We start from the raw sequence: 15,347 nt of genomic DNA on the forward strand, positions 1-15,347 counted from the left end.
AAACTACAAATATGGTTTTTATTGCCGTAAAGTCTCTTATATCGACACAAAAAGATGTAAAATAACTACAAACTTGACTCACCGTCTCTACCATGCAGAGGTCTCTATGCCGAGCTCAACACCCGCTACTTTAAATTCTACCGTTGCTGAGGTTACCCAACGCATTCGTGAGCGCTCTGCTGAGCGGCGTGCTCTCTATGAGCAACGCATGGCGGACCAGCATAAGCGTGGTGTGCATCGTGCAGAGCTATCCTGCGGTAACCTAGCCCACGGCTTTGCCGCCTGCAGCCCTCAAGAGAAAGACTCCCTGAAGCTAATGAACAGCGCCAACTTAGGGATCATCTCTTCTTATAACGATATGCTGTCGGCCCATCAGCCGTTTGAAACCTTTCCGGAAACCATCAAAGCCGCTGCCAGCGCCATGGGGTCAACCGCCCAGTTTGCCGGTGGTGTGCCCGCCATGTGTGACGGGGTGACCCAAGGGCAACCGGGCATGGAACTGTCGCTGTTTTCTCGCGACGTGATTGCAATGGCGGCCGCCGTTGGGCTTTCACACAACATGTTTGATGCTGCCCTTTACCTGGGCGTGTGCGACAAGATTATCCCTGGCCTGTTTATCGCTGCGGCGCGCTTTGGTCATTTACCTGCCATGTTCGTACCGGCTGGCCCGATGCCCAGCGGCCTGCCGAACAAAGAGAAAGCACGCATACGCCAGCTATACGCAGAAGGCAAAGTAGGCCGCGACGCGCTGCTGCAAGCGGAGTCTGACTCTTATCACAGCCCTGGCACCTGCACCTTCTACGGCACTGCCAACTCGAATCAGCTGATGATGGAAGTAATGGGCCTTCACCTGCCGGGCACTTCGTTTGTGAACCCAGGCACGGAAATGCGTGAAGCCCTGACTCGCTACGCAACTGAACAGGCGATTCGCAACACTGAACCTGGCGGTGACTACCGCCCTTTCTATAAGCAGATTGATGAGCGCGCCATCGTCAACGCGGTAGTCGGTTTGTTGGCATCTGGCGGATCGACCAATCATACGATGCATTTGATTGCCATGGCCGCTGCGGCAGGCATTACGCTGAACTGGGATGACTTCACCGACCTTTCCGCTGTAACGCCCAGCCTGATGCAGGTATACCCTAACGGCCAAGCGGACATTAACCACTTTCAGGCGGCAGGCGGCATGAGCTACCTGTTCCGCGAACTGCTCGGCGCGGGCTTACTGCACGGCGATATCCCCACGGTGTTCGGCACTGACTTGACCGCCTATACCCAAGAGCCGTTCTTGGAAAATGGCAAGGTAGTTTGGCACGAAGGTCCGGAAAGCAGCTTAGACGAAGACGTCTTACGCCCAGTGGCTAACCCCTTCGCAGCTACCGGCGGCCTGACCGTAATGAAAGGCAACCTGGGACGCGGCGTGATCAAAGTATCCGCCGTTGCAGACGAACACCGCGTGGTAGAAGCACCGGTGAAAATCTTCGAAGACCAGAATGAAATGAAGGCGGCGTTTGAGTCTGGAGACTTAGATCGCGATGTCATCGTGGTGGTGCGCTTCCAAGGGCCAAAAGCCAACGGAATGCCGGAACTACACAAACTGACGCCGTTCCTAGGCGTATTGCAGGACCGTGGTTTCAAGGTGGCATTGGTGACCGATGGCCGTATGTCTGGCGCGTCCGGTAAAGTGCCCGCTGCGATTCATATTAGCCCAGAAGCACTGGACGGCGGCCCGCTATCGAAACTGCGCGACGGCGACATTGTGCGCCTGGACGCCAACGCAGGTACGCTGGAAGCCAAAGTAGAGGCGGCTACCTGGGCAGATCGCGAGCGCGTAGTGGCGAATTTGGATCACTATCACGTTGGCCTGGGCCGCGAACTGTTTAGCGGCTTCCGCCACCTGGCCATGCGGGGTGAAGAAGGTGCAGGCTCACTGGGCGGCTTTGAAGCCGACGATCTCGCTCGTCAACAGGGCCAGATTCTTCAAGAGGATGCCTGATGCGACCGGCCTTAATTGGTGATATTGGCGGTACCAATGCACGCCTGGCGCTCGTCACGCCAGGTGGGGTAACGCCCCACGATATTATTAATCTTCCCTGCGCGGACTACCCTGGGGTTATCGATGCGATTCAGGACTATCTGGAGCGCGTGGGAGCTACCGGTGACAATGCACCAATGGAAGCCTGTTTGGCGTTTGCCTGTCCGGTTCACGCCGAGCGCGTCAAGATGACCAATAATCACTGGGATTTTATGAAAAGCGATGTTCAGCAGACGCTGAACTTATCGCTATTCAAAGTGATTAATGACTTTACTGCCCAGGCGTTGGGCGTGCCCCATGTGGACACCGACAATCTGGTGGAAGTACAAGCAGGTGTGGCCCAGTCTCACTCTACCCGCTTGGTAATTGGCCCCGGTACAGGTCTGGGCGTTGCTGGTGTTTTTCCCGGCCAGCATGCTTGGATACCGCTTCCCACCGAGGGCGGCCACGTTACGTTTGCTCCCACCGACACCACCGAGCGAGCGCTGCTGGATGTTTTTCTACAGCGTTACCAACGGGTCAGCGTGGAGCGCATTTTATGCGGCCAGGGCCTATTGGAACTGTACCAAGCCCATTGTGCGCTGAAGGAGCAAACGCCTAGCTGCACGACGCCAGCCGAGGTTACCCAAGCCGCCAACCAGGGTGACCCTACCGCCACCGCCACCCTGTTACGCTTTTTAAAAATTCTCGGTGATGTATGCGGCGACGCGACCCTAACAATGGGAGCCAGGGGCGGCGTTTATCTATGCGGCGGAATTTTACCACGCCTGCTGGAGTGGCTACCCAAATCCGAGCTGCGTGATAGCTTTGTGAACAAAGGCCGGATGGGCGCCTATAACGCCGATATTCCCGTGTGGATTGTTACTCACCCGTGGACAGGGCTACTCGGAGCCGCTGAAGCGCTGCATAACGAAGAAGTCTTTTAACTTATTAGGGATGACCATGCCTGCTCACACTTTCGATGCGCCCTTTGTTCTCGGCATGATGCGCCTGCATGAAGCACCAGAGATGCACCAGGCGAATCATCTTGCCGACTGGATCGAAGCCCGTATCGAGCAGGGGTTGCACTGGTTCGACCATGCCGACATTTATGGCAGCGGTGCTTGCGAGACACTATTTGGTCAAGCGCTGCGCACGCGCCCTGGGTTAGCGAAACGACTTAAGGTGGTGACCAAAGCGAGCATCGCCAACGATAACCCAGCCCACGGCTCTGGCAAGATAAAGCACTATAACGCCAGCCCTGCCTATTTGAATAAGGCGATTGATGCCGCACTGGGTCGCTTGGGCATCGAGCGCATCGAGCATTTTTTAATTCATCGCCCCGACCTATTAATGAACGCAGAAGCGACTGGCCGTGCCCTGGATGACGCTATCGATGCAGGTAAAATTGGCGCTGCGGGTATTTCGAACCATTTGCCAAGCCAGTGGCGTAGGCTGCAAAACGCTATGCACCATTCTTTACGCGCCAACCAAATCGAACTTTCTATTAGCCATAACGCACCGCTGTTTGACGGCAGTTTTGATGATCTTTGCGCCGACGGCCATTCGCCGATGGCGTGGTCACCGCTCGCGGGCGGCACACTCATGCAAGGCGACGTCGGTAACGTGCTTAACCGCGTCGCCCAAGAGCAAAACTGCACCCCTAACGCGTTAGCGCTGGCTTGGTTGCGGTCACTGCCTAGCCGTCCGGTTCCCGTTGTCGGCAGTGTAAAACCTGAGCGTATTGCTGACATGCTCAACGGGCCTGAGACGCTTTCAAGAGAGACGTGGTACGAGCTGTTAGAGGCCGCGCGAGGCCACTGCGTCGCGTAATCCCTTCATCAATTAATAATATAATGACAAGGAATGACTTATGACGCCGGTGATTGCTTTTGGTGAAGCCTTGGTTGATATGCTGTCCAGCCGCTTAGGCGATGACACTGGCCAGGAAACCTTCACGCCATACGCGGGGGGCGCGCCTGCTAACGTCGCGGTTGCCTGCGCGCGACTTAACGTACCCAGCCAGTTTTTAGGCATGGTGGGTGACGATACGTTTGGCCACTTCCTGATTCGTGAGCTGAAAAGCCATGGGGTAGATACCCAGGGCGTGGTGCTGACCAAAGAAGCACGTACTGCGCTGGCGTTTGTTTCCCGGGATAGCAGCGGCGAGCGCACCTTTGATTTTTATCGCCCACCGGCGGCCGACCTGCTCTATCGCCTAGAGCACCTGCCCCAGGGCGTGTTTGAACAACCGGCGATTGTTCACTTGTGCAGCAACAGTTTGACTGACCCCGAGATTGCCGATACCACCTTAGCGATTGCCGCTATGGCGAAGCGCGCAGGCTGTTTAGTCAGCGTGGATGCCAACCTCCGTCATAATTTGTGGGCTGAAGGGTCAGCGGATGTGTGGCGGGTAACCGAGCTATTGGATTGCGCCGATCTCGTTAAAGTCTCACTGGAGGAGCTTGATTATCTTCGTGGCGGGCATTCTCAAGAAGCGTGGTTATCTCAGCGACTCGCCGCCGGGGTAAAGGTCATTTTAATCACCGACGGCCCTAACAACGTGGTGCTGAAAGGTGTTGGCCTTGACCACACCATCACACCGCCCCAGGTGACCGCTGTTGACACAACCGCTGGCGGTGATGCGTTTATTGGCGGCCTGCTGGCTGAGTTATCACGGCACGGCATAGATGAGAACTGGTACCAGGACAGTGCCTTTTTAACCCGCGCGGTGGAGATTGCCTGCCGCTGTGGCGCTCACGCAGTGACCCGCCCAGGCGCTTACGCCGCACTGCCGACTCATAGTGATATTGAAGCGCTAAGAAATACGTAACGTCTGTGAAATACATAACGTCTGTAGCAAAAAAGGGCGTGCAACAGCACGTCCTTAATCACGCATCTTACTTACACGCTAAATCCCACTTACACGCTAAAACCCATTTGCACTCTACATCCTACCAGCGCGCTAATTAGTACAAGAACTGGCCACCTTCTCTTGCGCTACCGCTTCTTTACTCGATACCACACTGCCCTCCAGCAAGCTTACACTGCCTTCCAAGACACTCACATCAACCGAGCCTTTGGCTTGTGTAAAGCTAACCTGGGAAATTGCTCGTTGCTGCGTCGCGCCGTTAACCAGGATCTCCAGCGAGCCATGATCACACCACCACTCAATCGTAACAGTTAAGCTATCAACGCTGCCCGCTGCATGGTCACAGGTGAAATGGTCATCGAAAGCTGCTTGTCCGTTCACGCCGTTACGCGTGTAGCGAAGTGCAACGTCCTCCTCTCCCGCTTCAAGAGTAAGCTGTTGATGATCTCCCTGCTGAAGCGACAATGCTACTCGACTGCCAGCCGTTAAGGTCAGTGCAAGAACACCACGACTTACCAGCGGCAAAGAGGTTAAAACGCTATATTGCCCAACACCCAGAATCGCCTGTGGCGGGATAGACTGCGATACAGCTGTCAGCGCCTCATGGCACTCTCTGGCGATACGCTGGCAAAGCTGAATGCCGCTCGATGTCGCGCGCAGGGTTAACTCTCTTGGCAGGCTCATCATTCCCCGCCAGCCGGCTTCAGGCGTATGGTTGGCATACTGCCAATTATTCAGCCAGGCCACGGCTAAACGACGCCCCGAGGTATTCGACCAGCTCTGCACGGCGTAAAAATCACGTCCTTCATCCATCATCATGACGTCATCAGGCGAGTGGTCGTTCGTAAAACGCTGGCCGTCGAACTCCCCCACGAAATAGTGCGTGAATGAGCCAAAGGCATTATCTGGCGTAGCACCAATGCCCACAATTAATACCCAGCGGCTAGTCGCCTGGCCGTTTTTGGCACCTTCTACAGGCAGTTCGAACAAATCGGGGCACTCCCAAGGGTGCTGAGTATGCGCGCCGTGGCCCTCGCCAAACGCACTGGCGAACTGCCAGTGCAATAGGTTTTCCGAAGTGTAAAAATGAATTTCCTGTCCACAGGCCAGCGCCATTACCCAACGTTGGGTAGCAGCATGCCACACCACCTTTGGGTCGCGAAAATCTTTAAATCCTGGCGCGGGTAGCACAGGGTTGCTTGCATAACGCTGCCAGGTACGCCCCTTGTCGCGGCTATAAGCCAAACACTGTGACTGCTCATAATCTTCAGGGTCATCAGAAAGCACTCGGTGACAGGTATAAAACGCCAGCAGCCCCGGCTGGCCGTCAAACAGCCCCGTCACATCATGTTCATCCACAATGGCACTGCCTGAAAAACACGCCCCTTGGGCGTCTGGCGCCAGTGCAATAGGCAAGTGTTCCCAGCGGCAAAGATCTGTGCTTACCGCATGCCCCCAGTGCATGGGCCCCCATACCGTGTCATGGGGGTGGTATTGATAAAAAAGGTGATACTCCCCCTCGAAATATACGAGTCCGTTGGGGTCATTCATCCACCCCATCGGCGGAGTAAAATGCAGCGCTGGCCTGAGAGGAGAAAATTCGACGAGACTCACTGTTAAAAACCTTTACTTAATCGATTAAGTTGAGGCTATCACGCTTTGCTCCTTATTGCCCTACACCGTTAGGTGAAACGCATAAAAAAGCCCGAGCATGGCAATATGCTCGGGCAAATGACTTGCGCACACGACCCGATATCAGCGTGGCAAGTAACGAGAGTGCTCGTGTCGATTTACATCGTATTCATTAGTGATGAAAACGCTCAGCGGCCTGACGGGCCAACTCGCGAATACCCTCCCAATCCTCTGCTTCAACCATAGCTTTTGGCGTCAGCCAAGAACCACCGACACACATCACGTTTGGCAGTGAGAGATAGGTGTCAGCGTTATCGACCGTGATACCGCCGGTTGGGCAAAAACGTGCTTCGGGAATCGGTGCACCAAAGGCTTTAATGGCTTTTGCGCCGCCGCTGGACTCCGCCGGGAAGAACTTGAAGCGGCGATAGCCATACTGCCAGCCAGTCATTAGCTCAGAGATCGTTGATACACCGGGCAACATCGGCACCGGGCTCTCTACGCCGTAGCGATAAAGTGCCTCTGTCGCACCAGGCGTTACCACAAAATCTGCACCTACCTGCTCAGCTTGGCGGTATTGCGCGGGTGTTAACACGGTTCCTACACCAATGCTGGCACCCGGCAGCGCTTCACGCATACGTTTGACGGCCTCCAGTGCGCAGTCGGTACGTAAAGTAATTTCCAATACCGTTAAACCGCCTTCGACTAAGGCACGACCCAGCGGTACCGCATCTTCAAGACGCTCAATGGTAATAACCGGAATGACCTCAGCTTTTAAGCAAATGCTATCAAGCTCGGCGGTGCGCGTTGAGGGTAGCTGTTTATCGATTGTCATCAGTGAGTCTCCAAGCAATTTTTACTGGCAAACGTTTTATTGGCGAAAGCCTAGGCGTTACGGCGCCCAATAGATCGCTAACGGGCAAGATAAAAACGCGCGAATGGGCAGCTTACGAACGTCATCTCCGTTCATGGCGTTTGCCAATACGCTGCGCTTATCATCGCCGGTAATATGCAAAATATGGCGATGCGCCTGATGAAGGCGACCTGCCGAGAAAGTGATACGCGGCTGCGGCTGGCTGGGCGTGCGTACCGCGACAAGCGGCTCATCGGTAGAGAGCGCTAAGCCAAGCTCTAGGCTGTCGGGGAACAGCGACGCCGTATGACCATCGCCCCCCATTCCCAGGATCACCACGCTGGCAGGCCAGGATAGAGACGCCGTACGCTTGGCAACCTCCTCAACCCCCTCTTCAGGCGTTGAGGCATCAGAGGTCAACGGCACAAAGTTGGCGTTCGCGGCCGCTCCTTGAAGCAGGTTCTCGCGCACCAGTTTGGCGTTACTGTCGCTACTTTGTTCATCCACCCAGCGCTCATCGGCCAGGGTAATGTCAATGCGCGACCAAGGCAGCGGCTTAGCTGCCAAGGCTTTAAAAAATGGCACCGGCGTAGAGCCACCCGATACGATTAGTAGCGCACGTTCTTGGCGAGTCAAGTCTTCGGCCAATGCCTGGAATACCGCTTCCGCCAGCTGTTCCGCCAGCGCTTGACGTACGTTGCTCATATTAATAATCCTCGTACCAACTGCGACCATCTTGGGTAATCATGGCGATGGAGGCGACTGGCCCCCAAGAACCTGCCGGATAACGACGCGGCGGCGTGTCACGTTTTTTCCAGCCGTCGATAAGCTGGTCACACCAGCGCCAAGCGTGCTCCACTTCGTCACGGCGCACGAACAGATACTGTTGGCCTTTCATGACTTCCAGTAGCAAGCGCTCATAGGCATCGGGAATACGTGACTTCGGAAATGCGCTGTTAAAGTCCAGGTGCAACGGGCCAGGACGCAGACGCATGCCTTTATCCAAACCGCTGTCTTTGGTGAGTACCTGCAGCGCAATCCCTTCATCCGGCTGCAGGCGAATGATCAGTTTGTTCGAGGCAATTCCCCGCTGATCAGGATCGAAAATATAGTGTGGCTGCTGGCGGAAATGAATCACGATTTGGGACAGTTTTTCGGGCATGCGCTTACCGGTACGCAGGTAAAACGGCACGCCTGCCCAGCGCCAGTTGGAAACCTCAGTTTTCATTGCCACAAAGGTTTCGGTTCGGCTTTCGGTATTCGCACCCTCTTCTTCTAAGTACCCCGGCACCGGCTGGCCATCGTGGGTACCTGCTATATACTGACCACGTACCACGTCACGCCCCAGCGCATCGCCAGTGAAAGGTTTAAGCGCTTTAAGCACTTTTACCTTTTCATCCCGAATAGCATCCGCATCCAGGTTGGAAGGCGGATCCATGGCAATCAAGCAAAGCAGCTGCAGCAAGTGGTTTTGCACCATATCGCGTAGCTGTCCTGCATCATCGAAGTAGCCCCAGCGCCCTTCAATGCCGACCTTTTCTGCGACGGTAATTTCCACATGGGAAATGTGGTTTTGGTTCCATTGCGTCCCAAACAGCGGGTTAGCAAAGCGCAAAGCTATCAGGTTTTGTACCGTTTCTTTACCCAAATAGTGGTCAATACGGTAAATACGTGACTCAGGAAAAACCGCCCCGATCGCATCGTTAACTTCTTGCGATGACACTAGATCGTAGCCAATAGGTTTCTCGACGATTACCCGCGTCTGCTCATCCAGGCTGCCACTCGCCTCAAGATTGCGGCAAATATCACCGTAGATCATTGCGGCAACGGATAAATAAATCACCATGGGTCGATCAGAGCCTTCTCGCCACTGGCGTATTTGCTCAAAACCCTCGGCTTTTTTAAAATCCAGCTGGCAGTAGTCAAGCCTGTTTAGAAAGCGTTCGAGACTCTCTTTATCCTGTTCATCCTTGTTCAGTCGCTTTTGCAGTGCACCATTTACCAATTGTCGAAACGCCGCACTATCATGTTCTTGACGCGCCAGCCCCATAATACGCGTGCTTTCGGGCATCAGGCCTTCACGGTCAAGATGATAAAGCGCAGGAAACAGCTTGCGCATCGCAAGATCGCCCAGCGCCCCAAACAGCGCTAAATCGATAGCGTGATTCTGATCGCCCAGCGGGGAATGTGACTGGCTCATCTCAGCTCCTATTTATAATTAGATGATCTAATGTAGTTAGATTACCTAAAATCTATCTGATAAAGGGCATTATACGCAATATTTGATGTAATTTTACTACAAAAAAGTAACGCTGCCTTCCCATTTGCTTTTTTTACTGCCATTTAGCTCTTTTACTGCGTTATGCCCATACCGCTACCCACTGTTTTACCTGTTTATTGTTACCTTTTATTCCACTCTACGCCCCTTAGATACGCCATCGCTACGCCCCCTGAGGATGAGGTGACATTGCGCGTAATTGGCGACGCTGGCACTGACGAAAGCGCTGCTCATCAAAATGTTCGCAGCACTCTACGACAACAACAATGAGGTATTCACGCTATGGCAATGTATCGACCCATCATGATGCCGCTGCTAGCCGCCACGCTGGCTGCCAGTGCCACCCTGCCCGCCGTTGCCTTTGAGGATGATCGCCTGACTATCTGGATGGGTGATAATAAAGGCCAGGAAGGCATACGCGCAGTTGCCGAGCAGTTTCTTGAAGAAACAGGCATCGAAGTTGAGGTGATCTTTCCCGATAATCTTACCGACCGTTTTCAGCAGGCGGCGGGGAGTGGACAAGGGCCAGACATCGTCATCTGGGCTCACGACCGCATGGGCGAGTGGGCACAAAGCGGCTTATTGAAGCAAGTCGCCCCTAGTGACAGCTTCCGCGAGGCGTTTTACGACTTCACCTGGGAGGCTGCGCTGTGGAATGGCGACACCTACGGCTACCCGATATCGGTAGAGTCATTGGGCCTCATTTATAACAAAGCCCTAGTAGAAACACCGCCAGAAAGTTTTGCCGAACTGATGGAGCTTGACGAAACGCTATCTCAAGACGGCAAAAAGGCCATCTTATTTGATTACAGCGAACCTTATTACGGCTGGACATTGCTTGCAGCCAACGGCGGCTACCCTTTCAAGCAGACTGACAGCGGCTATGATGTCAGCGATATAGGCGTTAACAACGAAGGCGCCCTACAAGGGGCAGAACTGTTGGTTGAGCTGATCGAAAGTGATGTATTACCCCGCGGCACTGATTACAACTTGATGGACACCCGATTTAATCAAGGCGAAGTCGCTACCATGATTAGCGGCCCATGGGCCTGGCCGAACCTTGAGCGTAGCGGAATTGACTACGGCGTCGCACTACTCCCGAAAGTGGGGGATGAACGTGCTAAACCCATGTTTGGCGTGATGACGGCAATGATTAACTCCGCCACACCCAATGATTTTCTCGCCGTGGAGTTTTTAGAAAACTACCTGCTTAGCGAAGAGGGCATGCACACATTCAACAGCGACGGCTCACTGGGAGCGGTCGCCCATATAGATTATCAGGCTGAACTTGCTGATAACCCCAACATTGCCGCGACGCTTGAAAATGCTGAAGTCGGTATGCCCATGCCAAACATTCCTGAAATGGGTGCTTTCTGGGCAGCCATGGAGCCCGCCCTGCAGAACATCGGTAGCGGGCGCCAGACCCCACAAGAAGCGCTGGACGCCGCCGCACGCCGTATGCGCCAGTAGCCTTTTTTTGCCCTTCTGCCCGGTGGCAATCGCCACCGGGCAGCCTGCAGGATATCGTCATGTATACCACTAACGCCTCTCGTGGCCTTCCCCGCCATCGCTCTCGCCATCTCACCGAACGTTACACACGCTGGGCACTTCGCTGCGTTATTGCCACGTTGGTCATCGCGCTTCTTTGGTTAGTGCTTGCTTTTCACCTCAACGGCCAGTGGATGTTCGCGCTGCTCTTTCTAGTGCTGGGCGCCTCACTGGGTGTGGTGTTTACCAAACGCACGCTAATGAGCCACCGCTATATTTTTCCTGCCATAGCGGGGCTTGGTGTATTTGTTATTTTCCCGCTGCTTTACACCATCGGCATTAGCTTTAGTAATTACAGCTCAAGCAACTTGCTATCGGAAGAGCGCGTGCGCGGCCAGCTAATGAGCCAAACCTACCAACAGGAAGGCAACGCGTTTGACCTAACGCTTTACCAAGAAGGTGAGCTTGTCCGCTTATACCTGGAAAACAGTGAGGCAGACACGCCACAGCGCTTCGTTTCCTCACCGCTCAACTTTGACAATCACGAGACCCGTCAAATAGGCATTCAGGCAGTAGACGCTTCACCTACCCAGGAGCCACTGGGAATGCGCGCTATTATTCAAGCTCGTGATTCTCTGCAAGAACTTAGGCTGCTGACACCTAATGGCGCGGAGCTGCGCATGGCAGGATTACGCCAGTTTGCACCTATGGTGGATCGCTATGAAGCTCGTGAAGATGGCACACTTTATGATCGCCGCGATGACCGCGTTCTTACACCCGACCCCGCTATCGGATTTTTTGTCACTGATAACGGCGAAAGAATCACGCCAGGATGGCCAGTCAATGTAGGGTTTACCAACTACACGAAGATATTCACCGATCCCGACATTCGCGGTCCCTTCATGCAAATTTTTGTGTGGACCTTTGTCTTTGCCGCACTGACGGTGGTCTTCACCCTGGCTGTTGGCTTTGTATTAGCATCACTGTTGCAGTGGGATCAACTGAAAGGCAAAGCCATTTATCGCACGCTGTTAATTCTTCCCTACGCCGTGCCCGCCTTTATCTCCATCCTGATTTTTAAAGGCATGTTTAATCAGCACTTCGGTGAAGTGAATATGATTCTGGACACGCTGTTTGGCGTTCGGCCAGAGTGGTTCACCGACCCGTGGCTGGCGCGTTCCATGCTGCTGATTGTTAATACGTGGCTGGGCTACCCCTATATGCTGCTGCTGTGCATGGGGCTAATCCAAGCCATTCCCCAAGACCTCTACGAAGCCTCGGCGGTAGATGGCGGCGGCCCCATTACCAACCTGTTCAAGATTACCCTGCCGCTGATTATTAAACCGCTAACCCCCCTGTTAATTGCCGCCTTTGCCTTTAACTTCAATAACTTTGTGCTGATTGCGCTATTAACCGGCGGCAACCCTGACATTTTGGGTGCAAGCACTCCAGCAGGCACCACCGATCTTTTGGTCAGCTACACCTACCGCATTGCCTTCCAGGATGCCGGACAGAACTTTGGGCTGGCAGCCGCCATCGCAACGCTTATTTTCCTTTTGGTTGCGGGTATGTCATTGCTTAATTTGCGCCTTTCCAAGGTTAAGGTTTAGGAGGTTACTTATGGCCATGGTTCAACCCCGCTCGGTGGGAGCGCGTCGCTTAGGCGCCCACCTTGCTTTGATCTGCTTTGTTTCGCTAATCGTCTTCCCACTGCTGCTGGTGATTTCAATCTCATTTCGCGAGGGTAACTTTGCCTCTGGCAGCTTAATTCCCAACAATTTCTCGTTGGAACACTGGTCACTAGCGCTGGGAACCCCTTGGGAACGCCCGGATGGCAGCATTGTTCAACCGCCCTTTCCCGTGTTGTTGTGGCTGTGGAACTCCATAAAAGTGGCAGTGGTGTCTTCCGTGCTGATTTTAATGCTAGCGACGACGAGCGCTTACGCCTTTGCACGCATGCGCTTTAAAGGCAAAGAACCGCTTTTGAAAGGCATGCTGATTTTCCAGATGTTCCCCGCGGTGCTGTCACTGGTGGCGCTTTACGCCCTGTTCGACCGACTGGGACAGTTTGTTGGCTGGTTAGGCATCAACACCCACGGTGCTCTGATCGTGGCATCACTGGGCGCGGTCGCGCTGCATATATGGACCATTAAAGGCTACTTTGAGTCGATTGATGGCTCGCTGGAAGAAGCCGCCATGGTCGACGGCGCCAGCACTTGGCAGGCGTTCCGCTACATCCTGCTGCCGCTGTCGATTCCCATTTTGATGGTGGTTTTCATTCTGGCTTTTGTCATGAGCATTATGGAATACCCCATGGCCTCAGTGCTTCTGGTGGATGAGCACAAACTCACTTTGGCGGTCGGCGCCCAGCAATACCTTGCCGACCACAACCAGCGCTGGGGCAACTTTGCCGCTGCCGCGGTGCTTTCCGGCCTGCCCATTACCGTCGCGTTTTTGATCTGTCAGCGCTGGATTATTGGCGGATTAACCGCTGGGGGCGTCAAAGGCTAAATTTCTGGATTTAACTACTCAGTACACCACTCCCGCTTCCTCGCTTGAGCACCTTGCTCGTCACCGGCTCCATTAATGGGGCCGGTTTTTTTCATCACTAAGTTCATCACTTGAGTATTTTTTTAGAGAAATTTTACGGACTTTTTGTGGTTGCCATGGTGTTATATCGCGATAAACATTAGGGCAATTTAAGAGCGGATCTATGACCATCTTTCCCAGCGGGATTTACTATCGAGACGCTTACCGCAATTGGGCGCAAATTTTTAAAATTATGGCAGTGTTATGGTTAGTGCTTGCCATGTTTATGACGCTGCCATGGATTGTTCTGGTTATTGAAAAAGATCCGGACGCCCCCGCGTTTGGGATGTCTCTTTTAATTATTCTGAGCGCCACGCTTATTACTTGGCTGCTCACCCGCCGTGTTGCGCTGGAACTAAAGCCCTGGCAAATGTTTATATTAACGGCTGGCAGCTGGACCAGCATTAGCTGTTTTGCCAGCCTTCCGCTTATCTTAGGTGCGCCCCAACTTAGTGTCACTAATGCAGTCTTTGAGTCCGTCTCGGCGATTACTACCACCGGGTCAACCATATTATCTGGGATCGAAGATTTATCCGACGGTCTAAAACTGTGGCGAGGCTTAATGCAATGGATGGGCGGTATCGGCATTATCGTCATGGGCATCGCCATTCTGCCGTTTCTTAAAGTAGGCGGCATGCGGCTATTCCACACTGAATCTTCTGACTGGTCCGATAAAGTAATGCCCCGTACGGGCGGCATTGCGAAAGCGACGCTAAGTATCTACGTGGGGCTGACACTAGTAGCGATGCTGAGCTATTGGGCAGGAGGAATGCACCCTCTAGATGCCGTTGTACATGGAATGACATCGCTGGCGACCGGGGGCTTTGCCAACTCTGACGCATCGTTTGGTGCCTACGCTGAGCAGCCGTGGCTACTATGGATGGGTAGCTTTTTTATGCTCAGTGGTGCGCTACCGTTTGTCTTGTATATTCGCTTTATTCGCACATCCCGCAGCGCACTTTGGAAAGACCAACAGGTGCGTGGCTTGTTGAAACTGCTGCTAACAGCGATCTTGATTCTCAGCGCGTGGCGTGTTTTACAAGGCGATGATTGGTTTGTCTCGCTCACCCACGTCACGTTTAACGTCATTTCAGTCGTGACCACCACTGGCTATGCATCCGACGACTATACCCTGTGGGGTTCACTACCTATCGCGGCGTTTTTCTATCTTACGTTTATGGGTGGCTGTAGCGGCTCTACCAGCGGTGGTATGAAGATTTTCCGGTTCCAAATCGCTATGTTGATGTTGCGTAATCAGTTGCGTTATCTGATTCATGCCAATGGTGTTTTCACAACGCGCTATAACCAGCAGCCGGTGACTAGCGATATTTCTCGTAGCGTCGTGGCCTTTTCTTTCTTCTTCTTTATTACGATTGCAGTGCTTGCGCTGGGCCTTTCAGCGTTGGGTTTGGACTTAGTCACTGCCCTTTCCGGTGCGGCCACTGCGGTGGCGAATGTAGGCCCTGGTCTCGGTGACACCATTGGCCCGGCAGGTAACTTTGCAACCCTACCCGATGCCGCTAAATGGCTACTGTGCATCGGTATGTTAATGGGTCGCCTGGAAATTTTAACGGTCGTGGTACTGCTCACCCCCATGTTCTGGCGACGCTAATATCGTTAG

12 protein-coding genes are annotated in these 15,347 nt (G+C 53.7%); 8 read left to right on the plus strand and 4 right to left on the minus strand.

What is annotated here, in order from left to right; all coding sequences use genetic code 11:
• The first annotated feature begins 106 nt into the window (after window positions 1-106).
• From edd to M0220_RS00865, 4 genes are read left to right on the plus strand one after another with little or no spacing between them, the layout of a single operon-like run.
• A complete protein-coding gene (gene edd, locus M0220_RS00850; RefSeq protein WP_030069069.1) occupies window positions 107-1,996 on the plus strand; it encodes a phosphogluconate dehydratase in 1,890 nt (629 codons plus the stop codon).
• Window positions 1,996-2,961, plus strand: coding sequence for a glucokinase (glk, locus tag M0220_RS00855; RefSeq protein WP_030069068.1), 966 nt, complete (start codon window positions 1,996-1,998; stop codon window positions 2,959-2,961). The genes edd and glk overlap by 1 nt, the downstream gene beginning before the upstream one ends.
• A gap of 16 nt (window positions 2,962-2,977) precedes the next feature.
• Window positions 2,978-3,847, plus strand: coding sequence for an aldo/keto reductase (locus M0220_RS00860; protein WP_264018406.1), 870 nt, complete (start codon window positions 2,978-2,980; stop codon window positions 3,845-3,847).
• Between the two features lie 40 nt (window positions 3,848-3,887).
• Entirely contained in the window at window positions 3,888-4,847 is a 960-nt protein-coding gene (locus tag M0220_RS00865; RefSeq protein ID WP_030069066.1) for a carbohydrate kinase family protein, read from the plus strand.
• Window positions 4,848-4,979: 132 nt separating this feature from the next.
• Here the strand turns inward: M0220_RS00865 and M0220_RS00870 are convergent, their stop codons facing one another.
• The 4 genes from M0220_RS00870 to zwf all read right to left on the minus strand — a co-directional run bounded on the left by M0220_RS00870 (window position 4,980) and on the right by zwf (window position 9,571).
• A complete protein-coding gene (locus M0220_RS00870; protein WP_264018407.1) occupies window positions 4,980-6,500 on the minus strand; it encodes a glycoside hydrolase family 32 protein in 1,521 nt (506 codons plus the stop codon).
• Between the two features lie 190 nt (window positions 6,501-6,690).
• Window positions 6,691-7,353, minus strand: coding sequence for a bifunctional 4-hydroxy-2-oxoglutarate aldolase/2-dehydro-3-deoxy-phosphogluconate aldolase (locus tag M0220_RS00875; protein ID WP_264018408.1), 663 nt, complete (start codon window positions 7,351-7,353; stop codon window positions 6,691-6,693).
• Window positions 7,354-7,410: 57 nt separating this feature from the next.
• Complete coding sequence (gene pgl / locus M0220_RS00880) at window positions 7,411-8,076, minus strand: 6-phosphogluconolactonase (protein ID WP_264018409.1); 666 nt, start codon at window positions 8,074-8,076, stop codon at window positions 7,411-7,413.
• Between the two features lies 1 nt (window position 8,077).
• Complete coding sequence (gene zwf / locus M0220_RS00885) at window positions 8,078-9,571, minus strand: glucose-6-phosphate dehydrogenase (protein ID WP_030069058.1); 1,494 nt, start codon at window positions 9,569-9,571, stop codon at window positions 8,078-8,080.
• 360 nt (window positions 9,572-9,931) lie between these two features.
• On the opposite strand from zwf, the gene malE reads away from it, so the two are divergent.
• The 4 genes from malE (at window position 9,932) to M0220_RS00905 (ending at window position 15,338) form a co-directional block, all read left to right on the plus strand.
• Window positions 9,932-11,119, plus strand: a complete 1,188-nt coding sequence (gene malE / locus M0220_RS00890; RefSeq protein WP_030069055.1) for a maltose/maltodextrin ABC transporter substrate-binding protein MalE — start codon at window positions 9,932-9,934, stop codon at window positions 11,117-11,119.
• A gap of 59 nt (window positions 11,120-11,178) precedes the next feature.
• Window positions 11,179-12,747 (plus strand): maltose ABC transporter permease MalF, encoded by a 1,569-nt coding sequence (gene malF / locus M0220_RS00895; RefSeq protein WP_264018411.1) that lies wholly within the window; start codon window positions 11,179-11,181, stop codon window positions 12,745-12,747.
• Window positions 12,748-12,757: 10 nt separating this feature from the next.
• Entirely contained in the window at window positions 12,758-13,648 is an 891-nt protein-coding gene (malG, locus tag M0220_RS00900) for a maltose ABC transporter permease MalG (RefSeq protein WP_264018412.1), read from the plus strand.
• Window positions 13,649-13,850: 202 nt separating this feature from the next.
• The gene (locus M0220_RS00905; RefSeq protein WP_264018413.1) at window positions 13,851-15,338 is read left to right on the plus strand and encodes a TrkH family potassium uptake protein; all 1,488 of its coding nucleotides are present in this window, start codon (window positions 13,851-13,853) and stop codon (window positions 15,336-15,338) included.
• Window positions 15,339-15,347 lie beyond the last annotated feature (9 nt).

Source organism: Halomonas qinghailakensis, assembly GCF_025820815.1.
In the GTDB taxonomy this organism is placed as follows: Bacteria; Pseudomonadota; Gammaproteobacteria; order Pseudomonadales; family Halomonadaceae; genus Vreelandella; species Vreelandella qaidamensis.